Below are 20785 nucleotides of genomic sequence, written 5' to 3'. Positions count from 1 at the left end.
TCACAACTCCGGGGTTAAATGAGCAAGAATTTGTTTGGCCTGGTTAACCAGACGATTACGAGAAAACATGAGCTGCATGCGCCCGCCGCCCACCTGGTGCCAGAGCACGGCGGCGCGAATGCCTGCCAGCAGGGAGGCGCGAACTTTGGCCTGAACCTGCGGACTCTGCAACACGGCCGGTGAGCCGGTCACCTGAATACGCGGGCCCAGTGGGCTGATGACGTCAACATAGATGCCCGCCATGGCGCTGAGCAGGGTTTCCGATTGCAAATCGAAATGTTCCAGCTGACGGCGCAGGCCGGCAATACGGTTGCCGAGGGTATCCATCGCCCCTTTGCTCCCGTCAAGCTTACGCTCAAGCACCATCAGGCTTAACGTGTAGCGGGTCAGCTCGGCATTGAGGCCCTGACGACTGCCGCTGTTGAGTACGCCGAGCAGGGTTTCCAGCCCGAGGCGAAGATTGGCTTCACTGCCACCGAACACCGCCAGCGTTGAATCCGGGTTGAGATCGATGATGCTGTTCAGCGAAACGTGCAGGGCATCGCCGTCGCAATGGCCCTGGTGCGCCAGTTGCTGAACCAGACGGGCGGCCTGGCAGATGCCCGCCAGCGCCAACGTGATGTCATAATAATTCTTCGCCACACCTACTCCTTGTAAACCGTCGGCGAGGATTTTGCCTCACCGGCGGTAAAAAACTGTCTGTCAGGACTGCAGCGGCAGACGCTGCTCGATCACGCCGCCGCCGAGGCACACTTCGCCAAGATAGAAGACCGCCGACTGGCCCGGCGTCACTGCCGCAACCGGTTCATCAAAAAGCACTTCGATGCGTTCGTCATCCAGCGCGTTTACGGTGCACGGAATATCGGTCTGGCGATAGCGGGTCTTCACCGTGCAGCGCAGAGTACCTTTAACCGGCTCGCGATCGACCCAGTGCAACTGTTGGGCAATCAGCCCTCTGGACATCAGACGCGGGTGGTCGTGCCCTTGAGCCACAACCAGAATATTGCTTTCGACGTCTTTATCAACAACGTACCACGGGTCTTCGCTGCCTTCTTTGGTGCCGCCGATGCCGAGGCCTTTACGCTGGCCAAGGGTATGATACATCAGACCCTGATGTTCGCCGATTTCGTCGCCGTCAACGGTGACAATTTTGCCCGGCTGAGCAGGAAGGTAACGGCCGAGGAACTCGCGGAATTTACGTTCGCCGATAAAGCAGATCCCGGTAGAGTCTTTTTTCTTCGCGGTGATCAGGTCGAGATCTTCCGCTATCTTGCGCACCTGCGGCTTTTCCAGCTCGCCAACCGGGAACAGGCTCTGGGCAATCTGCTCATGGCCGAGGGTGTACAGGAAGTAGCTTTGATCTTTGTTGCCGTCGAGACCGCGCAGCAGCTGGCTTTTACCATTGACATCGGCACGGCGCACGTAGTGGCCGGTGGCAATATAGTCGGCGCCCAGATCTTCTGCCGCGAACTCAAGGAAGGCTTTAAATTTGATCTCTTTGTTGCACAGAATGTCCGGGTTCGGCGTACGCCCGGCTTTGTATTCGGCCAGGAACAGTTCAAACACGTTGTCCCAGTATTCTGCGGCAAAGTTAACGGTATGAAGCTCAATCCCGAGCTTATCGCAGACGGCTTGCGCGTCGGCGAGGTCGGCAGCAGCGGTGCAGTATTCCTCACCATCGTCTTCCTCCCAGTTCTTCATGAACAGGCCTTCTACCTTATAACCTTGCTGAAGCAGCAACCAGGCAGAAACAGAGGAGTCGACGCCGCCGGACATGCCGACGATCACTTTTTTTTGGCTTTCTGACATTGGAATATTCACCACATTGAACTTCAAGGCGGCATATTCTAGCACGCACGAGCGGCTCAGGCACCCCCCAGGAGCGGCCAGTTAAACGCGCCAATTAATGACAGCGGATAGCGCGGGTCCTGTTGATAGCTGCGGATGCTTTCGGCAACCAGTTGAGAGCGCAGATTTGGCGCCGTCAGGATCTGTTGCGCACTCAGCCACAGACAGCGGTCGATATCGCTGTCATGCGGTTGCGTGGCGCACGTATCGTTAAGTTCGATGGCGAACAGAAAGCGTAAAAACGGCGTATTGTCTGGCGCAATCCACTGGTGCATGCGAATAAAATGCTGGGGCGTGGCGCGAATGCCGGTCTCTTCCCACAGCTCTCGCTCGGCGGCCTGCGCCAGCGTTTCATCTGCTTCGAGGTGTCCTGCCGGCTGATTCCACAGCGCTTTGCCGTTGATGGTTTCCTCAACGATCAGAAATTTGTCTTTCGCGTGTACGACGCAGGCGACGGTGACGTGCGGTTTAAACATACTTCCCGTTCCTTGTGTGATTAGCCGACCTGGCGCCACTCGCCGTTGGCCAGTCCGTCGAGAGTATAGCCGCCCATGGCGTAACGAATAAGCCGCAGCGTGGGATAACCGACGTGGGCGGTCATGCGTCGCACCTGACGGTTGCGCCCTTCATAAAGGGTGATTTTTAGCCAGCTGGTGGGAATGGATTTGCGTTCGCGGATAGGCGGATTGCGCGGCCACAGCCAGGCAGGTTCTGCCACCCGTTCAATGCCGGCGGGCAGAGTAGGGCCATCATTGAGCGTGACGCCAGTGCGTAGCGCGGTTAATGCGTCTTCTGTTGGCTGGCCTTCGACCTGAACATAGTAAATTTTACCGGTGCGCTTGCCGGGCTGGGTCAGCGTGGCCTGTAGTGCGCCATCGTTGGTCAGCACCAGTAATCCTTCGCTATCGCGGTCAAGACGACCCGCCGCGTAGACCCCGGAGATGGAAATAAAATCTTTCAGCGTGCTGCGTCCGGCTTCGTCCGTAAACTGCGGCAACACATCATAGGGTTTATTAAACAAGATCACGCGTTTTGGCGCGTGTTCTTTGCGTTGTCTGGCGTCTTGTTGTGAGCTGAATCGCTCAACGCGATGTTTTCTAAATGAAGTTTTCTGCATGGTATTTTCAGATCCTGACAATTGCCGCATTATAGCCTAATTACGAATGCCTTTCATGGACGCAAACATTCAGGTAGTATTGACATGCTCATCACAATTTTTTAACAAAAATATTGCTCAAACTGATTCGCGCTACAAGAAGGCGGCACGGACGCGAATCTCCGGTTAGCGGGATGACCCGGTGGCGGAGTGGGCGGATAAAGCCAACGCTCGGTTAGTGTGAAAAGGAAGAGCAGAACCAGAAGCGCTCGAAGGAGAGGTTAATGGAAAGCAAAGTAGTAGTTCCGGCGGAAGGTCAAAAAATCACCCTGCAAGATGGCAAACTGAATGTCCCTGACAACCCGATCATCCCGTTCATCGAGGGTGATGGTATCGGTGTTGACGTGACTCCGGCGATGCTGAAAGTGGTCGATGCCGCCGTTGAGAAAGCCTATAACGGCGAGCGTAAAATTTCCTGGATGGAAATTTACACCGGCGAAAAATCGACCCAGGTGTATGGCCAGGACGTCTGGCTGCCTGCCGAAACTCTTGATCTGATTCGTGACTATCGTGTTGCTATCAAAGGCCCTCTGACGACGCCAGTTGGCGGCGGTATTCGTTCCCTGAACGTTGCGCTGCGCCAGGAGCTGGACCTCTACGTCTGCCTGCGCCCGGTTCGTTATTACCAGGGTACTCCGAGCCCGGTTAAACACCCGGAGCTGACCGACATGGTTATCTTCCGTGAAAACTCCGAAGACATCTATGCGGGCATCGAGTGGAAAGCGGACTCTGCTGAAGCAGAAAAAGTGATCAAATTCCTGCGTGATGAGATGGGCGTGAAAAAAATTCGCTTCCCGGAACATTGCGGTATCGGTATCAAGCCGTGCTCTGAAGAAGGCACCAAGCGCCTGGTTCGCGCGGCTATGGAATACGTTATCACCAACGATCGCGATTCGCTGACCCTGGTACACAAAGGCAACATCATGAAGTTCACCGAAGGCGCGTTTAAAGACTGGGGCTACCAGCTGATCCGCGAAGAGTTCGGTGGCGAGCTGATTGACGGCGGCCCGTGGCAGAAAGTTAAAAACCCGAACACCGGTAAAGAAATCATCATTAAAGACGTGATCGCCGATGCCTTCCTGCAGCAGATCCTGCTGCGTCCGGCGGAGTATGACGTCATTGCCTGTATGAACCTGAACGGCGACTACATCTCTGATGCGCTGGCAGCCCAGGTTGGCGGTATCGGTATCGCGCCGGGTGCGAACATCGGTGACGAATGCGCGTTGTTCGAAGCGACCCACGGTACAGCGCCGAAATATGCTGGTCAGGATAAGGTGAACCCGGGTTCTATTATTCTGTCCGCTGAGATGATGCTGCGCCACATGCAGTGGTTCGAAGCCGCAGACCTGATCGTTAAAGGCACCGAAGGCGCCATCGCCGCCAAGACCGTGACCTATGACTTTGAACGTCTGATGGAAGGCGCTAAACTGCTGAAATGTAGCGAGTTTGGCGACGCAATTATCGCGAACATGTAATCCAGTCTCTGGGTTAAACAATAACGGGAGCTTAACAGTTCCCGTTTTTTATTAGTTTTTGAATGGTTATCAATATTTTATCAACTCAGGTTCTCAAAACCTCATTCCGAAAATCCTCATAAAGCCTCTCTTGTCCATCCCTTGCCGCGGGCATCAGGGCATGTAATGTCAGTGGGGGACGCCGGGGCTGTCGGCTTCTCTCGCCAGGGAAACCGACGTCGCTGGCAAATGGCTGACGCGATCGGAAGGCTCAATCCGCCGCAGACCGGTTCACTGAACATACCAGAGTGGCATGATCCCACCATGGGTTGCTGTTCACGCGGGTCGCAAGCACATCGAATTGCGCCTCCTTGAGCTCATTGATTAAGGCCGGGAGTGGTCTCAGCGTTCGCCAGGGCTGACCATTTTTGAGTAAATGCTGCTTCGCGGCATGATATGCCGCTCTGTCTTCCGCGTAACGAGGGGTTCCACACATCGAGCCGACGACAAATCGTCCTCCGGGTTTGAGCAATCTTCTCACCTCCGCAAAGCAGCGGCTGCGGGCATCATCAATCAGGCAATGCAAACAACTGCCATCAATAATGAGCTCAAACGCGGCATCCTGACATTGGTGGATATCACCGACATGACCGACAAGAAAGTGTGCTGAAAGACCGATGCGCTGAAAACGCTCTTCTGCCCATCTGATGGCGGTTTCTGATAAATCTATCCCCCACACAGCAAATCCCTGTTCGGCAAGATACTGCGCGGCCATGGCTCCGTTCCCACACCCCAATTCAAGTACCGGCGCGCCGGGACGAGGAAGGTGGTGATGTAAGTTGAGCCAGTGAAAGATCTGCTCCTGCTGTTTTTGTAAGCGCCTCGTGAAGGACGTGGGGTAAAAATTAGTTTACAGAGAGGGTGACGTTCCAGGGCAACAGATCTTTCACGCGGTTGGCAGGCCAGGTATTGATGACACTGATCACGTGGTGCAGCCAGGCCTCCGGCTCGATGCCGTTGAGTTTGCAGCTTCCGAGCAGGCTGTACATCACTGCCGCACTGTCACCACCACTATCAGAGCCGAAGAACATGTAGTTACGCCGTCCCAGCGCCACCACTCGAAGTGCGTTTTCGCACAGATTATTGTCGATCTCCACCCAGCCATTGCGGCAGTATTCGTTCAGTGCATCCCATTGTTTCAGCAGGTATGCGAACGCTTTCGCCGTATCTGAGTGACGCGACAGCGTGCCCATCTGCTGTTGTATCCAGTCGTACAGCGACTGCATCAGCGGAACACTTCTGGCTTTCCTGGCTGTCAGTCGCTCTTCTGCCGGACTACCGCGGATCTCCGATTCGATGGCGTACAGCGCCCCGATACGGTTCAGCGCCTCTGCTGTTACCGCCGTTGGATGGCGAACGTGAACATCGTGGAGCTTGCGTCGGGCATGTGCCATACAGGCCGCTTCGGTTACCCGCCCGCTTTCATAAAGAGCGTTGTAACCCGCGTAGGCATCGGCCTGCAGGATACCACTGTAGTCCGCCAGATGTTGCTGTGGATGGATACCTTTGCGGTCGGGAGAGTAGGAGAACCACACGGCAGCCGGCATGGTTGAGCCGGCGTTACGATCGTCACGAACATAGACCCACAGCCGCCCGGTACGGGTTTTACCCTGACCAGGCTCCAGTACACTCACCGGCGTGTCGTCTGCATGCACTTTACCCGGCATCAGCACATAGTGGTTCAGTTCATCATACAGCGGACGAAGTTGTTCTCCCATAATGTCAACCCAGCGCCCCATCGTATTGCGGCTCAGCTCCACGCCCTGCCGGGCGTAGATTTCCGACTGACGATACAGCGGCAGGTGTTCAGCGAACTTCGCCATGATAATGCGTGCCAGCAGAGCCGGACTGGCGTAACTGCGCTCGATGGGTTTTGGTGGCAGTGGTGCCTGCACGATGCAGTCGCACCGACTGCAGGCCAGTTTTGGGCGGACCGTTTCGATTACCCTGAACGCAGTGTTGATGATATCCAGCTGTTCAGAGATGCTTTCCCCCAGCGGTTTTAGTTTGCCGCTGCAGACCGGGCATTCGGTTTCTGCCGGGGAGATAACCCGCCTGTCACGGGGGAGTGTTACCGGAAGCGCTTTGCGGGCGGGAGTGTCTGATGTTTTTGATCCCGTATCTCCGGCCATTGAGGTGAGTTGCGACTGCGCCTCGCCAAGCCTGTTCTGGAGCTCGGTTATGCGCTTTTCTGCCTGCGCGATCTTCTTTTCTATCTTCTCGCGGTTTTTCTCGCTGCTGCGGCCGAACAACATTCTCTGCAGTTTAGCGACCAGCGCCCTGAGTGAGTCGATCTCGCGGGCATAGCCGGTTATTTCACCGGACAGACGGACGATAACCGCCTGCTGTGCGATCAGCAGGGCCTTCAGTTGCTCGATGTCGTCGGGGAGTGTGTTGTTCATTCCCCTGTTTTATCACGGGTTATATCCGTATACCAGGCCGTTCCGTCCGTTTTGGATGTTGCCACGCGATCCCCTCCAGAAGCATGGACAACTGGGCGGGTGTCAGATGCACTTTCCCGTCGCGGGTCACCGGCCACACGAAGCGGCCCTGCTCGAGGCGTTTGGCGAACAGGCACAACCCGTCACGATCGGCCCACAGTATTTTCACCATTTTGCCACTGCGGCCCCGGAAGACGAAGATATGCCCGGAGAACGGGTCATCTTTCAGCGTATTCTGCACCTTCGAAGCCAGCCCGTTGAAGCCACAACGCATATCTGTGACGCCAGCGATGATCCAGATTCTGGTACCGGTTGGCAGAGTTATCATCGGGCACCGCCTTTCATTTCGCGGATTAGCGCCCGTAACAGTTCCGGAGTGAGAGGGTCAAACAGTTTTACCACACCTGATTTAAGATGCAGCTCGCACCGTGGGACGTTTTCGGGATCGCACTCAGGGCACTCATCAGGCTTGTTACGCCAGAAGGGATTTGTAACTGGTCTGATCGGCTCTGGCGTATCAGTCAGTGCCACCGGGACAGGCATGCATTCCTGTATATCATCATCGCTCAGTAAGCCGTCCTCGTACTGGCTTTTCCATTTAAACAGCAGGTTATCATTGATATCGTGCTCTCTGGCGATCCGGGCAACAACAGCACCGGGTTGTAATGCCTGCTTAGCCAGACTGACCTTAAATTCACGGCTGTAGCTGGCTCGCCGTTCTTTTCGCCATTTTTCCTCGCTGATTTCAGGGCGAGTGGATTCATTTTTTCTGTTGGCATAAAGGATGGCGTCAAGCTGAGCGAATGAGACTGAATCGGGCAATGGCCATGCGATACCGGATGCAATAAAGCGCTGAAAAAGCGTATGTATTGTGGAATGACTGAGACCGAGGCGCTGAGCGATGGCCCGGATGGTCAGTTTATCTTCAAATCTTAAACGCAGGGCATCAGGCAAATAAGAACGGAAGCAGGGAATATCTTTTGTTGTCTGGGAATTCATCGTTCGTGTCCATCAAAATAGATGGGCGCGATTGTTGCCAGACAGGACAATTTTCACAAGACGTCGCAGATGGGGCGCTTACCTGTTTTTTGGCCCTGAGATAACCTTCTCCAGCCCAGGCGGTAGCGCCATTAGCCCGCAGTTGCCGATACGCTTGTTCATAGGGATTCATAGTGAAAATGCCTTTTTGCCAGCGACCATAGGCGCCAGTTTATACGCCATAGGGTATGGGATGAAGCGTTTGTGTAGCGAAAATAGCCTGCGCAGCATGCAATAACAGGGCTGCATCCGGCACACCTGTATTATTTTCCGCTCGTAGCGTCCGCGTATTCCTTGCGCAAAAAACTGACCGGTATTCAATGATGGCGCAGAGGTAACATCCGGCCGGAGTGCGCGGGGTTAAGAACCGTCTTCAGCAGCAGGTGAGGCGATAGCGCCATCTTTCCTCAGAGCATGACCATACTGCCAGGTGGATACCAGGCAGATCAGTAAAACAGGTAACATCATCAGGCCCAGCGCCTTCCAGCCCACAACTGCCAGCATCACGCCGGCCCCTGAGGTGGCGATCGCGGAGAAAATAAAGCGGCTGGTTTCGGCCAGACCTTGTGCTTTTTTTCGCTCATGATCCCGATAAGAGAGACTGAGCAGCGTAGAGCCACCGACAAACATAAAGTTCCATCCGATCCCCACCAGCAGCAGACTTAAGCTGTATGCCAGCATCGTTTCCCCGCTCAGGTTAACCGCGATGGCTGATATGTTGAGCGCGATCCCGGTATATAACAGAGCGGTGATACCCACTTTTCGTATCAGCAGACCGGTAAACAGTGAAGGGACATACATCCCCAGCAGATGCAGCTGAATAACCAGCGCGCCCTCATTCATTGAATGGTGGTGCGTCACGGAGAGAGGGGCCGCCGTCATAAGAAAAAGCATCACGAAGGAGCCCACGACCAGGTGAAGCCAGGCCGTACGGTAATCCGCACGTTTCATTAACTGCCGACTGGTCGGTGACCCTGGCGGAGGCGCGGCGCTGTCCGGGGCAGGGGGATCTTTTTTTTCTCGATCGAGGAACAGGGCCAGATTAAGCGCAGACAGAATACCCAGCATTGCCACAACGAGATAAACACCGGCAAAGCGAGGTAGCCCGGGGACATCCCGCGCAATAATCGTCAACAGCGGCCCGAGGATTGCCGCCACAACGCCGCCAATCATGACCAGAGAGATAGACTGCCCCTTCACTTCCGGCGGGGAGTGATCGGCGGCAACCAGACGATAGTACTGGCTGAAAGCCTGATAGACGCCGACAAGAAAGCAGCCGGTGCAAAAAAGTAAAAAACTGCCCTTCAGCACGGCGAGAAAAGACAATAATCCGCCCGCTGTACCGCATACCGATCCCAGGATAAACGCGAGTTTTTCGTTTCCCCGGCCAATCATGCTGGCCGCAAACAGACTCGAGAACGCGCCGGCGACAGTGATGAGCGCAAATGGCACTGTCGCCAGTTCATCAGACGGCGCCAGCTGATAGCCCACCAGAGTGGCGATGGTCAGATCAACAGAGACAGCGCAGGTAAAAAACAGATTACTGACCGCAAGGATGACGGGGATGCGGCCCGGAATGTATCGCATGATGCCCCTCCTACAGGGATGAACTGAACGGAAGTAAAGCGCAAGGCGCAGCCGTTAAACGCTACTCTGACTATTCCTGGCTGATGCCGGGGCACCGGGTATTGTTTTTATCAACTGACAGTAAAACCCGCCGTAAGCAAGCGGCTGCTCCTGAGCAGAAGTCTCAGGGGATGGGCAGGGTAGAGCAAAGTGAAGCGGTTCAAATAACGGTTTTCGGCGGGCCGCTTTCTCATCGTGAAAGATTTTTGTGGTCATGATTTAAGCTTCCGTCCGCTATTCGCGTCGTCAGAACGCTGTATTTATGGCTTCTCGATTACCTGAGCAATAAATAAAGCAAGAAGGATGCCATAAAAAAAGCGGATTTAACCCGCTATTCATGGCGCGCCTGCACCGTCCGGGAGCAAATTTTTCCTGCCCTGGTGCAACAGATTTAATTATCTATTTTATTATTAATAATAAAATAGATAAATTATTCACTGACAGGGGTTTTAAATTAAACGGTTATTGAGAGCTTACGGTGGCCATAGCATAAAGTTCAACAGGAATAACATGAATCTGAAGCCAGCTCGTTTCCCGGTTATTCTCTTTCCCATGTCATCCAGCCTCCGTGCCTGCCTGCTCAGTATCAACGAGTATAGCCACACCGCTGGACGTCATCCGGACTCCAGCCCATTCAGCACCCAATATGGCGGATATTAACGGTCATCCTGACCTCATCGATGGCACGATCGCGAGCGTACAGGCTGAAGAGAGTAATTCAGAGTGTTTTTCTACTATGTTGCCATTTAAGGATTAAATTTAGTGATTTTTTCTTAATGTATTAATTTTTATGGCATAAAATGCGATAGCAAAACTCCGGGTATATATCATTTCTGGTGTTAAAATAGACTTCATCGTCACTTTTGGTGATTAAAACTCCTGCAATTAGTTCAATGTGTGAATTAAATTTTATTTAATTCATTGATGTATAAGGTTTTGTTAAAACCTGGTGACAAGAATAAAACGTTACTATAAAGTAAATTTAAGTTTATTCATTGCCGTGTTTTTATCATGAATAGTTCTGAAAAAGATGACCTGGCGCCTGTGGGCCAGTTATTACGCGAATGAACGCCTGTCAGACCGTATCTTATTTGCCGACCAACGAGATCGCGATAATTTCCGCAGATCTTACCGGGGTGCAGCTGCGCCCCCTGTTCCTGACAGGATGTACTTTTATGCAGCAGATCGCTTTTTATATGCTTATCGCCAGCCTGACCATCGCCACCCCCGGGCCGGGCGTGTTGTTTACCCTGACGAACACACTGAACTATAGCTTGCGTCATGCCATGGCCGGGATCATCGGTGTGGCCGCCGGAATGGGGGTGATAGCGATCGTTGCGGCCAGCAGTGTCGGAGCGATCATCACCACCTCCCAGCTGGCGCTGCTGGCGGTGAAAGTTACCGGGGCCGCTTACCTGATCTACCTGGGGAGCAAATTATTCCGCTCGGTCCCCCCTGTGCTGAACAATCGCGCGGTCACCGCGGGAACCGATGTCGTACCGCCGGCGAGTCAACGTTTCCGCCAGGGACTGCTGGTTTCTCTGCTCAATCCCAAACCTATTGTCTTCTTTATGGCGCTGTTCCCGCAATTTATTCACCCGCAGCAGCCATTCGTTGCTCAGTTTTCGATACTGGCGGGTATTTTCTGTCTTTTAGTGATCGCCATCCACTCGCTTTACGGGCTTTTCGCCCACGCCGTAAAGATGAAGATGTCTGCCGGTAATCTCTTCAGTAAACTCAATAAAACCGGCGGGATAGTGTTCATGTGTTTTGCAGCTGGCCTTATCATTTCCGCCCTGCATCCTTATATCTGAACCTCTGCTGCCTTATTCCTTATGGCGTCGTTAACATGGACATTTTCGCTGATAACCCAGGGCGTAAATCCTTTTGACCACCACGAGGGGATATCCCGGCAGTGTGGGGCGGCGTATTGGACCATTTACCTGGAGAAATGACGGGCGATAGCGTTCCCGGCCCCATTCCCTGGAGTATGCCGTGACGCTGGAATTTATTAAAGCGGGTAAACCAACGTATAATGTAGCGCCGGAGGAGCGACGGTTGATGACCAGGAAAACGGCAATATCAAAAGCACGAAGAAAACAGGTGCGCTGACAATACCTGCTCAGGTATTTGCTATCATCCCCACATCCCCACATCCCCACATGGACACGTGAATGTTGTATATGACGTCAAAACAGCAGAAATGAAAATCCTGTCAAAAGGGAAATCCATTGAGAGTTGCGCTGGCTACGCAAGATAACTTTCCTGACGGAAAAGTGAAGGCAAGTTGCCAGGATCTTCTGTAATACAGGTGAAAAATGTTTCAAAAAAAACCGTTTCTCCTCCCCCTGCTTATTGCTTTCTCGTCAGGGGGGGTTATCCTGACAACTTTTCTGCTTCTTGGAGGGATCTATTTATTTCAAAAGAAAGAAATAGAAAACTCGCTCCTTGAGAGTAACCTGGCTTACGCGATGAAAATTGCTGATACGACAGACCGATATCTGGCCATGGCGCAACGTGAATTAGCCTGGACCGCGTCAGAGCTACATAGCACCGATACATCCCTGGCCAGGCATGAGATAGAGCGTCTGCAGCTGAGGTCAGAAGTCTTTAACTCTGTCGGAGTGGTTGACACTAAGGCTGTTATTATTGCCACTTCACCTTACTTGCCTGCGCTGACAGGCCTCAAAGTGCATTCTGACGCCAGCCAAAATGCTCTGGCCGTTCAACAACCGCTGATTTCTGGTCCATTCACGTCGGTTGCCGGGAATGAGATAATCATGCTCTCGCACCCACTCCGTTCGTCAGATGGTCACTATCTGGGGTATCTCGGTGGAAGCATTTATCTGAAAAAGCAAAGTATGCTAAGTGATATTATTAGTCTTCACTTTTATAAAGATAATGTCTCGGTAACTATTGTCGATCGCGATGGCATGGTGATATTCGCGACGACTCCCTCGAAGACAACCCCGCGTCTCAATCTATCTCCACAATTGAAAGCGTATATGAGCAACAACTTAAGCGGTTCTTTTGTCGGGCGAGATCGTTTGGTTGGCTATGCGGGTCTGAAGAAATCTGACTGGAATATTATTGTGTCAACGCCGTCAGAGGTTGTAACCAGTATGTTGTTGAATACTGCGAAGAAAATTTCCGGGCTGGTGCTGGCTATACTGTTCTTTATTGCTACGGGGGTGGCTTTCCTTTCATTACGGATAGCAAAACCACTGGCGCAGCTTGCCCGGCTGGTTCAGGCCACTGACAGTCTTACCTCCCCGGAGAAAATATCATCCATCAGGGCCTGGTATCAGGAAGCTTATCTACTCAGAGATGCGATGGAAAAACGCTTTCGTTTAGTCTCTGCACAATTTGCCGCGCTCAGTGATGAGGCGATGACAGATCCTTTGACGGGTTTGTATAACCGACGGGGTTTCTATGAGCAATTAACGTATATCAAGAACCTCAAAAATCAGTGTGCGATTGCCGTCGATATCGATCATTTTAAAACGATTAACGATCGTTTCGGGCACAGTGCTGGCGATGCCGTGCTGGTTCATACCGCGGATCTATTAAAACTGACATGCCGCAAAGGGGACGTCATCAGCCGCTTTGGTGGCGAGGAGTTCGTGGTCCTGTTGTCGGAAACCACGCTCGCAGAGTCCGCTGCGATCGCTGAGCGGATCCGTCAGGTCATATCGGCTACAGAGTTCACTGAGGCCGGACATCTTACGGTCTCGATCGGTGTTGCGGGGCTAAAAGATTATGCCAGCGACTACGAACGACTCCTTATGGAAGCGGATTCAGCGTTATACCAGGCCAAACGACAAGGACGAAACCGGGTCGTGGTCAGCGAGCATCGCCAATAGTCATTTGCCTGACGTTGCTGCGCTAAAGTTGCGAATATTTTTTTGCTTTATTAACGGTGGGGGACTGGTCAGGATTTTTACCGCCGCGGTTTTCAGACAGGAACAGGAGCCGGTTTGCGCAACGGCAGATGACTCTCGCCACCGGGTCGCCTGGGGAACGAAAACCAGATATCGGCATTCTCAATTTTCAGCGGCTCTGTCGACCGGGAGAGCCGCAGGGAAAGGCCGAACGGCGTGCTGAAAATAGTGAAGCTGTGGCTGCAACCATCTGGCGGCAAGACAATACATCAGGAAAGGGAACCCAGAATTAATTACCCCTAAAATAAGCGATGATTTGAACTTCCCTTCAAAATTAAATGAGGATTTAAGAACAAACAAAATAACGGTAAGCCCGCTAAAGCCAAAGAAGACGCGTAAAAAAGCAGTGTTAATCGCACCGAATTCAGGTGCGGCAATTCGCATGAACAAAAAACTTGCGCCCCAAATGGCGGCCTTCAGTATTTCGCGCATAGCCGGCATGGTGTCCTCTACCTGTAAGAGTGGCCGCTAATCTTGCGGTGATGCAATCCTGGTACAGCCGCCGACATTCCCGCTATAATCGCAGAAATTTCTCAACGGGGTTAGAGACGAAATGACAAAACTCACCTTACAAGAGCAGCTGCTGAAAGCCGGGTTAGTGACCAGCAAAAAGGTCGCTAAAGTGCAAAGAACGGCGAAAAAATCACGGGTTCAGGCGCGTGAAGCGCGAGAGGCGGTGGAAGAAAACAAAAAGGCGCAGCTCGAACGTGATAAGCAGCTCGGTGAACAGCAAAAGCAGGCTGTTTTAGCCAAAGAATATAAAGCCCAGGTGAAACAGCTTATTGAAATGAACCGAATTGTGCCGGCAAAAGGGGACATTGGCTTTAACTTTACCGACAACAACCTCATCAAAAAGATTTTTGTCGATAAGCTGGTTCAGTCCCAACTGATTAGCGGCCGTCTGGCGATCGCGCGTTTGGTGGCAGACAGCAGCGGCGAGAGCGTATACGCGATTATTCCGGCTAACGTCGCGGATAAAATTGCGCAGCGCGATGCGGACAGCATTGTGTTACACAGCGCGCTCAGCCAGGAAGAGCAGGACGAAGACGACCCGTATGCTGATTTTAAAGTGCCTGATGATTTAATGTGGTAGTTGATCTCGCCGTTGGTCTTGTATTGCGTCGAATGGCCGCCTCAGTGAAGGGGATGAGCGCCTGGCCTCACGGCAAAAAATGCCGCCCCCTCAAAGGATGAATCAGTAAGGATGAATCAATGATGATGTTTCGCCCCATGCGCGAAGAAGAATATCCGGCCTATCTGCAATATTTTATTGCGGATTATGCGCGTGAAATCGCCGCCAACTATCGACTTAGCGCAGAGGATTCACTGGCAAAAGCGAAGCGCGAAATCGCCGGGGATCTTCCGGAGGGGGTGAATACGCCCGGGCAGGTTCTGCTGTGTCTCTTTACCCAGGCAGACAATCGTGACAGACACGTCGGTTATCTCTGGTACAAACCCGATGCCGCCACGCGAAGCGTGTTCATCTATGATTTTTATATCTTCAGCGCCTGCCAGGGGCAGGGGCTGGGCACGCAGGCGCTACGCGCTTTTGAGCAGGAGATGCGTGAGCAGGGGGTTGAACAGATTCGACTTCGCGTTGCCGGGGATAATGAACGAGCCCGCCATGTCTACCAGTCCACCGGTTTTTGGGTGACGGGAATCAATATGAGTAAAACGTTGACCGGTTAACGCGCGACCGGCGCTACGCGGACGTCGACTAAAAGCCGTTTATAGCGCCGGGCTGCGGTCAACGGCGTGGTGAACCAACGGCTCTTCAGGGTCTCGTCGCTGTGCTTACCCTGAGTCTGGTTGCCTTGCGCGCCGTTTGGTCCGGCGAGGGTTCTGGATAGTGATTCCGAACGCCTGAGCCGGACCATTCGTTCAGCGCGCTTACTCCGCAGCTTATTTCGCCAGCAGCTCCCGACGGACAATCTCCGCGCCGGCACTTAACGCATTGAGCTTGCCTCTGGCGACCTGACGAGACAGTGGTGCCATACCGCAGTTGGTCGAAGGATAAAGCTTATCGGCATCGACAAACTCAAGGGCTTTGCGTAGCGTACCGGCGACCTCTTCCGGGGTCTCAATGGTATTGGTGGCGACATCAATGGCTCCCACCATCACCTTTTTGCCGCGAATCAGCTCAAGCAGATCCATAGGGACATGCGAGTTATGGCACTCCAGCGAGATGATATCGATATTTGACGTTTGCAGTCTCGGGAACGCCTCTTCATACTGACGCCACTCTGACCCCAGCGTCTTTTTCCAGTCGGTATTGGCTTTGATGCCATATCCATAGCAGATATGCACGGCCGTTTCACATTTTAGTCCTTCAATGGCTCGTTCTAATGCGGCGATCCCCCAGTCATTCACCTCATCAAAAAAGACATTAAATGCCGGTTCATCAAACTGGATAATATCGACACCCGCCGCCTCTAATTCTTTAGCCTCTTGATTGAGAATTTTGGCAAATTCCCAGGCCAGCTTTTCGCGGCTTTTATAGTGATTATCATAGAGGGTATCGATCATCGTCATCGGTCCTGGCAGGGCCCATTTAATCGGTTGTCTGGTCAACTGACGTAAAAACCGGGCATCTTCAACGAAAACGGGCTTCTGACGCGCCACTTCACCCACGACCGTCGGCACGCTCGCCTCATAGCGATTGCGAATTTTCACCACTTCGCGTTTCTCAAAATCCACGCCGCTGAGGTGTTCGATAAAGGTGGTGACAAAGTGCTGGCGCGTTTGTTCGCCATCGCTGACAATGTCAATTCCCGCACGCAGCTGATCGTACAGGGACAAGCTCAGCGCATCTTTTTTCCCCTCAATTAATTCTTCGTTATGTAATTTCCACGGGGACCACAGTTTCTCAGGCTCTGCCAGCCAGGAAGGTTTAGGTAAGCTGCCAGCCGTCGATGTGGGTAATAATTTCTTCATAATAGGGAGCCTTGTATGTTCGGTGAATTAAAGTGCGTAGCCAGCAGACCATTTCTCAAGAATATTCTGGTAAGGCTTAATGAAATGCTCTTCAGTAAATTTTCCTTGCTCAATCGCCAGCTGGCTTCGTTCTTCCCGATCATAAACAATTTTGGTTAATGAATGATCCTGGTGATTCAGGCTCGGTTGATAGTATTGCCCTGCGGCAGCATTGGCATTGTAAATTTCAGGCCGGTAAATCTTCTGGAACGTCTCCATCGTACTGATGGTGCTGATCAGCTCAAGATTAGTGTAATCACTAAGCAAATCACCAGCAAAATAAAATGCTAACGGCGCAACGCTATTCTGCGGCATAAAATAGCGAACCTTTAATCCCATTTTGGCGAAATATTGTTCGGTCAGCGACGAGCCATTTTGCTGATATTCAATACCCAATACCGGATGCTGATTTCCGGTCCGCTGATAGGTGTCTTTGCTCGATACGCTCAGGCAAATTACCGGCGGTTTGTTAAAGTTCTGCTGATACTCGTGTGAATTGACGAAATGTTTAAAAATATTCCCATGCAGATCGCCAAAACCATCCGGGATGCTAAATTGGGATTGCTGTTTGTTATGCTCTAACAGCCGCACGCTAAAATCATAATCGCGTACATAAGAAGAAAAATTATTCCCGACGATGCCGTCAATACGTTCTTGCGTTTTTTTATCAAGAATATTCGTTTTTAATATCTCAATCACCGGGAAGCTGCCGCGGCGATCCTGGTCATGGAGTGTCATCTCAACTGAAATAATTTCCAGCTCGACAGAATAACGATCGCCTTTCGGGTTATCCCAGTACGCCAGCGAGTTAAAACGGTTGTCAATCATCGTCAGCGTGTTACGCAAGTTTTCCTCGCGGTTGTCCCCTCTGGCCAGATTCGCGAAGTTGGTTGTAATTCGCGTATTTTCAGCGGGGTTATAATGCGTGTCAAAACAACTACGTTTGATAGCAAATGTAAAATTTTTATTCATCGCGATGCTGCACCCTAAGTTCTGATATGAAGACTGAATTTATTCCCTGAATCCCAGAATATCCTTTCTTTTTATCTGGTTTTATCGTTCAGTAATCATCATATTGTCTCTGATTAATAAACACATTTTATGCCAGAGTCCCCGGATGAGTGAAAGCGACATAATTTCATTACAACATGAGGTATCTTCATGGTCGCCGGTCGGGCCACTTCAAAACCGCGACCGCTGCTCTCTGCCGTCTCTGCGCAAGGCCGATGGTCGGCGCGCGACTCTCAGGTTAAGCGGATGAGTGGCAAGAGCGGGGCGACCCGCAGTGTAGAGTCTCAATCACAAATGTGTTTAGATATTTGCTTCTGAAATCCGGTGACCAACATGATGAATCCACAAGAAAATATTGTCAGTCAGTTCAGTACGCTTTCACCTGAGTTACAGCGGGCCGCAGAGTTTTGTCTGCAAAACGTGAATATACTGGTTGTGCAATCCATGCGCGCTTTCGCCGCGCAAGCCGGGGTGAAGCCCGCCACGCTGCTGCGTCTGGCGCAGCGTCTCGGGTTTAGCGGCTGGGGAGAGCTGAAGGATGCCTTTATTGACGATCTCGGCTTACGTAATGATACATATGTATCTAAAGCAAAAAAACTCGTTGCCAAAGATACGCAGTCGAAGCTGTATGAGGAAGTCTTTCAGGCGCATCAGGCCAATCTGACCTTCACCGGGCGTGAAAATCAGCAGGCGATGCCGCGAGCCGTCACGCTACTGGATGAGGCGGACAACGTCTATATCTGCGGGTTTCGCGCCAGCTTCCCGATTGCCTGGTCGTTGTATTATGTCTACCGTTTATTCAACCGTCAGGTGTCATTGATTGATGGTCTGGCAAGCAACATTGAACTGTTTACCCGCGAACTCACCGCTGGCGATTGTGTGCTGCTTACCAGTTTTGCCCCCTATTCACGAGAGTCGCTGGATGTCCTGCATGCGGCGCAGCGGGCCGGCGCCCGTATTATCGCCATCACCGACTCACCGGTCTCCCCGTTAGCTCAGGCGGCGGAGTGCACATTGCTGTTTTCAATCGACAGCCCCTCGTTTTTCCCGTCTGTCGTCTCCGGTATGGGGCTGGCGGAATGTCTGCTGGCGATGCTGGTGGCGCGTCACGGCAACGAGGCGGTCAGCAAAATCGAGAGCGCTGAGCGCTATCTGATCGACTCCGGCGCCTATGTGATTCCCGGCAAATCCGGGTAAATGAAGCACTTGTCTCTGTAATAAGAAAATTAAATACATATGTATCATAATTGCGTTGACGTGATTCAAATGAATCCTGCAAGATAATCCTCATAGTACGCAATAGCGTTTTCAGGAGCAGGAACAGAGCATGAGTCAGATCATTCATCGCAGCTTACGCCACACCCCCGCCGTTGCGGCGAGCGCGCAAGGTGTTTACATCACCGATGCCAGCGGCAAACGTTATCTTGATGCCTGCGGCGGCGCCGCCGTCTCATGCCTTGGGCATGGGCATCCCGACGTGCTGGCAGCCCTGCATCGTCAAATCGACCAGCTGGCCTACGCGCATACCAGTTTCTTTACCAGCGATACCGTTGAGCAGTTGGCGGAGCAGTTGACTCGCCAGGCACCGGGCGACCTTAACTACGCCTATTTTGTCTCCGGGGGCTCCGAAGCGGTAGAAACCGCATTGAAACTGGCGCGCCAGTATTTTGTCGAAATCGGTCAGCCGGAGCGCACCAAATTTATGGCCCGCAAGCAGAGCTACCATGGCAATACGTTGGGGGCATTGGCCGTGGGAGGCAATGAGTGGCGTCGTCGTCAATTCGCACCGCTGCTAATCGACGTGATTCGCGTCGCCGCCTGCAATGAATACCGCGACCGTCGCGAGAATGAGAGCCAGCAGCAGTATACCGATCGTTTGCTGCTGGAACTGGAGCAGGCAATGATCGAGGCCGGCCCGGAAACCATTATCGGTTTCTGCGCAGAAACGGTGGTCGGCGCGACAACCGGCGCGACCCCGCCGACCCCGGGTTACCTGCGCGGCGTGCGTCAGCTGTGCGATAAATACGGCATTTTGTATATTGCCGATGAAGTGATGTGCGGCATGGGGCGTACCGGCACGCTGCACGCCTTCGAGCAGGATGAGGTTGTCCCGGATCTGGTGACCATCGCTAAAGGCCTGGGGGGCGGATATCAGCCGATCGGCGCGGTGCTGGCCAGCGAGAAGATTGTCGCCGCGCTTCAGGCCGGCAGCGGTCTGTTCCAGCATGGACATACCTACATCTGTCACGCCACTGCCGCCGCCGCCGCATTGGCGGTCCAGCAGGTTATCGAGCGCGATAACTTGCTGGATGCGGTGAAACAACAGGGTCATTACCTACAAAACGCGCTGCGTGATGTGCTGGGTGAGCTACCGCATGTCGGGGACACTCGTGGACGTGGCCTGTTTGCCGGCGTGGAGTTGGTTTATGACAAAGGGGACAAAACCCCGTTCGATCCCGCATTAAAGCTGCATGCGGCAATCAAGGCCAACTGTCTGTCCCGTGGCCTGATGGTCTACCCGATGGGAGGAACTATCGATGGACAATATGGCGATCATATTCTGATAGCCCCGCCGTTTATCATTACGCAACCGCAGCTTGATTTCGTGGTTGATATGCTGCATCAGGCCATTCGTGAAGAGACGCACAAGTTAGCGAGGCCAGTATGATGAATCGTTTACCGCCGCTAGCCGAACAGGAGTGGGATGAACATCAGCGCCTGCTGGCGGAGGAGATCATTAACGGCCCCCGCGGCGCACTGTTGCCGCCCTTTGAACCGCTGCTGCGCAGCCCCGAATTGATGGCCCATGCACAGCGCATGGGGGAGTACCTGCGCTATCGCAGCGCGCTCGGACAACGGTTGTCTGAACTGGCTATTCTCATGACCGCGCGCCATTGGTCCCAGCCGGTGGAATGGGCGATTCATGCGCCTATTGCCCGTGAGAAGGGTATTTCAGCCGCGGCGGTACAGGCGATTAATGAATGCCGTCTGCCGGTGGATTTGCAAGCGGATGAGTGGGTGGTTTATCACTTCTGCCAACAGCTGCACCGAGAGAAAAGAATCAGCGATGATACCTGGCAACACGCCATCGCGCTTTGGGGAGAAAAGGGCGTGGTCGATTTGATGGGCATTAATGGTTATTACAGTTTACTTTCTATGATTATGAACGGCGCGCAGACGCCAGTGCCCGATACCGGGGATGAGATTATTCCCGCTTAAATAATTGACCGGCAAACT

The 20785-nt window shown here is 52.8% G+C and carries 18 protein-coding genes and 3 pseudogenes; 8 read left to right on the top strand and 13 right to left on the bottom strand.

All coding sequences use genetic code 11. The annotated features are described in order from the left end of the window. The 4 genes from hflD to rluE are packed head-to-tail and all read right to left on the bottom strand — an operon-like array spanning position 1 to position 2995. On the bottom strand, positions 1–642 hold the full coding sequence (gene hflD, locus Electrica_RS15295; RefSeq protein WP_100684899.1) for a high frequency lysogenization protein HflD: 642 nt from the start codon (positions 640–642) through the stop codon (positions 1–3). A gap of 60 nt (positions 643–702) precedes the next feature. After that, the gene (gene mnmA, locus Electrica_RS15290; protein ID WP_141964882.1) at positions 703–1809 is read right to left on the bottom strand and encodes a tRNA 2-thiouridine(34) synthase MnmA; all 1107 of its coding nucleotides are present in this window, start codon (positions 1807–1809) and stop codon (positions 703–705) included. 56 nt (positions 1810–1865) lie between these two features. Beyond that, positions 1866–2324 carry an NUDIX hydrolase gene (locus Electrica_RS15285; protein WP_100684901.1) on the bottom strand — a complete coding sequence of 153 codons (459 nt, stop codon included), beginning with the start codon at positions 2322–2324 and terminating at the stop codon, positions 1866–1868. A 20-nt stretch (positions 2325–2344) separates the two neighbouring features. Beyond that, positions 2345–2995 carry a 23S rRNA pseudouridine(2457) synthase RluE gene (rluE, locus tag Electrica_RS15280; protein ID WP_131050549.1) on the bottom strand — a complete coding sequence of 217 codons (651 nt, stop codon included), beginning with the start codon at positions 2993–2995 and terminating at the stop codon, positions 2345–2347. 233 nt (positions 2996–3228) lie between these two features. On the opposite strand from rluE, the gene icd reads away from it, so the two are divergent. Beyond that, a complete protein-coding gene (icd, locus tag Electrica_RS15275; RefSeq protein ID WP_100684903.1) occupies positions 3229–4479 on the top strand; it encodes an NADP-dependent isocitrate dehydrogenase in 1251 nt (416 codons plus the stop codon). Positions 4480–4729: 250 nt separating this feature from the next. Here the strand turns inward: icd and Electrica_RS15270 are convergent. The 6 genes and pseudogenes from Electrica_RS15270 to Electrica_RS15245 form a co-directional block, all read right to left on the bottom strand. Continuing rightward, positions 4730–5338, bottom strand: a pseudogene (locus Electrica_RS15270) (class I SAM-dependent methyltransferase); the annotation flags it as partial. A gap of 25 nt (positions 5339–5363) precedes the next feature. Continuing rightward, positions 5364–6920, bottom strand: coding sequence for an IS66 family transposase (gene tnpC, locus Electrica_RS15265; RefSeq protein ID WP_141964155.1), 1557 nt, complete (start codon positions 6918–6920; stop codon positions 5364–5366). A gap of 19 nt (positions 6921–6939) precedes the next feature. Next, on the bottom strand, positions 6940–7287 hold the full coding sequence (gene tnpB / locus Electrica_RS15260; protein WP_141964154.1) for an IS66 family insertion sequence element accessory protein TnpB: 348 nt from the start codon (positions 7285–7287) through the stop codon (positions 6940–6942). Continuing rightward, the gene (gene tnpA, locus Electrica_RS15255; protein ID WP_141964153.1) at positions 7284–7958 is read right to left on the bottom strand and encodes an IS66-like element accessory protein TnpA; all 675 of its coding nucleotides are present in this window, start codon (positions 7956–7958) and stop codon (positions 7284–7286) included. Before tnpA ends, tnpB begins: the two co-directional genes overlap by 4 nt. An 82-nt stretch (positions 7959–8040) precedes the next feature. Next, positions 8041–8130 (bottom strand): annotated as a pseudogene (locus tag Electrica_RS28925) (class I SAM-dependent methyltransferase); the annotation flags it as partial. A 227-nt stretch (positions 8131–8357) separates the two neighbouring features. After that, complete coding sequence (locus Electrica_RS15245; RefSeq protein ID WP_141964881.1) at positions 8358–9584, bottom strand: MFS transporter; 1227 nt, start codon at positions 9582–9584, stop codon at positions 8358–8360. A 1214-nt stretch (positions 9585–10798) separates the two neighbouring features. Here Electrica_RS15245 and Electrica_RS15240 point away from each other — a divergent pair. Together Electrica_RS15240 and Electrica_RS15235 are read left to right on the top strand one after the other, a co-directional pair. Further along, the gene (locus Electrica_RS15240) at positions 10799–11437 is read left to right on the top strand and encodes a LysE family translocator (RefSeq protein ID WP_141964880.1); all 639 of its coding nucleotides are present in this window, start codon (positions 10799–10801) and stop codon (positions 11435–11437) included. Between the two features lie 504 nt (positions 11438–11941). After that, positions 11942–13486 carry a diguanylate cyclase gene (locus Electrica_RS15235; protein WP_141964879.1) on the top strand — a complete coding sequence of 515 codons (1545 nt, stop codon included), beginning with the start codon at positions 11942–11944 and terminating at the stop codon, positions 13484–13486. A 207-nt stretch (positions 13487–13693) separates the two neighbouring features. Here the strand turns inward: Electrica_RS15235 and Electrica_RS15230 are convergent. Further along, positions 13694–14005 (bottom strand): annotated as a pseudogene (locus tag Electrica_RS15230) (EamA family transporter); the annotation flags it as partial. 112 nt (positions 14006–14117) lie between these two features. Here Electrica_RS15230 and Electrica_RS15225 point away from each other — a divergent pair. Beyond that, positions 14118–14657 (top strand): DUF2058 domain-containing protein, encoded by a 540-nt coding sequence (locus tag Electrica_RS15225; RefSeq protein ID WP_131049722.1) that lies wholly within the window; start codon positions 14118–14120, stop codon positions 14655–14657. A gap of 119 nt (positions 14658–14776) precedes the next feature. Continuing rightward, positions 14777–15253 carry a GNAT family N-acetyltransferase gene (locus tag Electrica_RS15220; protein ID WP_100684912.1) on the top strand — a complete coding sequence of 159 codons (477 nt, stop codon included), beginning with the start codon at positions 14777–14779 and terminating at the stop codon, positions 15251–15253. Positions 15254–15466: 213 nt separating this feature from the next. Here Electrica_RS15220 and Electrica_RS15215 read toward each other — a convergent pair whose 3' ends face one another. After that, positions 15467–16498 carry a methionine synthase gene (locus tag Electrica_RS15215; RefSeq protein ID WP_141964878.1) on the bottom strand — a complete coding sequence of 344 codons (1032 nt, stop codon included), beginning with the start codon at positions 16496–16498 and terminating at the stop codon, positions 15467–15469. A 27-nt stretch (positions 16499–16525) separates the two neighbouring features. Then, complete coding sequence (locus Electrica_RS15210) at positions 16526–17509, bottom strand: DUF1852 domain-containing protein (RefSeq protein WP_141964877.1); 984 nt, start codon at positions 17507–17509, stop codon at positions 16526–16528. Positions 17510–17884: 375 nt separating this feature from the next. On the opposite strand from Electrica_RS15210, the gene Electrica_RS15205 reads away from it, so the two are divergent. The 3 genes from Electrica_RS15205 to Electrica_RS15195 all read left to right on the top strand — a co-directional run bounded on the left by Electrica_RS15205 (position 17885) and on the right by Electrica_RS15195 (position 20767). Further along, positions 17885–18745 carry a MurR/RpiR family transcriptional regulator gene (locus Electrica_RS15205; protein ID WP_142255913.1) on the top strand — a complete coding sequence of 287 codons (861 nt, stop codon included), beginning with the start codon at positions 17885–17887 and terminating at the stop codon, positions 18743–18745. Positions 18746–18875: 130 nt separating this feature from the next. Then, entirely contained in the window at positions 18876–20216 is a 1341-nt protein-coding gene (locus Electrica_RS15200; RefSeq protein ID WP_141964876.1) for an aspartate aminotransferase family protein, read from the top strand. Then, a complete protein-coding gene (locus tag Electrica_RS15195) occupies positions 20216–20767 on the top strand; it encodes a carboxymuconolactone decarboxylase family protein (protein ID WP_142255912.1) in 552 nt (183 codons plus the stop codon). The genes Electrica_RS15200 and Electrica_RS15195 overlap by 1 nt, the downstream gene beginning before the upstream one ends. The last annotated feature ends 18 nt before the right edge of the window (positions 20768–20785 follow it).

Origin of the sequence: Klebsiella electrica, from assembly GCF_006711645.1 — a bacterium.
Lineage (GTDB): Bacteria > Pseudomonadota > Gammaproteobacteria > Enterobacterales > Enterobacteriaceae > Klebsiella > Klebsiella electrica.
This window is presented reverse-complemented; position numbering and strand designations above follow the sequence as displayed.

Coding starts and splice junctions, on each gene's coding strand:
- Electrica_RS15205 (WP_142255913.1), top strand. CDS start 17,885: ATGAATCCACAAGAAAATATTGTCAGTCAGTTCAGTACGCTTTCACCT.
- tnpB (WP_141964154.1), bottom strand. CDS start 7,287: ATGATAACTCTGCCAACCGGTACCAGAATCTGGATCATCGCTGGCGTC.
- icd (WP_100684903.1), top strand. CDS start 3,229: ATGGAAAGCAAAGTAGTAGTTCCGGCGGAAGGTCAAAAAATCACCCTG.
- Electrica_RS15215 (WP_141964878.1), bottom strand. CDS start 16,498: ATGAAGAAATTATTACCCACATCGACGGCTGGCAGCTTACCTAAACCT.
- tnpA (WP_141964153.1), bottom strand. CDS start 7,958: ATGAATTCCCAGACAACAAAAGATATTCCCTGCTTCCGTTCTTATTTG.
- mnmA (WP_141964882.1), bottom strand. CDS start 1,809: ATGTCAGAAAGCCAAAAAAAAGTGATCGTCGGCATGTCCGGCGGCGTC.
- Electrica_RS15210 (WP_141964877.1), bottom strand. CDS start 17,509: ATGAATAAAAATTTTACATTTGCTATCAAACGTAGTTGTTTTGACACG.
- Electrica_RS15235 (WP_141964879.1), top strand. CDS start 11,942: ATGTTTCAAAAAAAACCGTTTCTCCTCCCCCTGCTTATTGCTTTCTCG.
- Electrica_RS15245 (WP_141964881.1), bottom strand. CDS start 9,584: ATGCGATACATTCCGGGCCGCATCCCCGTCATCCTTGCGGTCAGTAAT.
- Electrica_RS15285 (WP_100684901.1), bottom strand. CDS start 2,324: ATGTTTAAACCGCACGTCACCGTCGCCTGCGTCGTACACGCGAAAGAC.
- Electrica_RS15195 (WP_142255912.1), top strand. CDS start 20,216: ATGAATCGTTTACCGCCGCTAGCCGAACAGGAGTGGGATGAACATCAG.
- Electrica_RS15220 (WP_100684912.1), top strand. CDS start 14,777: ATGATGATGTTTCGCCCCATGCGCGAAGAAGAATATCCGGCCTATCTG.
- tnpC (WP_141964155.1), bottom strand. CDS start 6,920: ATGAACAACACACTCCCCGACGACATCGAGCAACTGAAGGCCCTGCTG.
- Electrica_RS15225 (WP_131049722.1), top strand. CDS start 14,118: ATGACAAAACTCACCTTACAAGAGCAGCTGCTGAAAGCCGGGTTAGTG.
- Electrica_RS15200 (WP_141964876.1), top strand. CDS start 18,876: ATGAGTCAGATCATTCATCGCAGCTTACGCCACACCCCCGCCGTTGCG.
- rluE (WP_131050549.1), bottom strand. CDS start 2,995: ATGCGGCAATTGTCAGGATCTGAAAATACCATGCAGAAAACTTCATTT.
- Electrica_RS15240 (WP_141964880.1), top strand. CDS start 10,799: ATGCAGCAGATCGCTTTTTATATGCTTATCGCCAGCCTGACCATCGCC.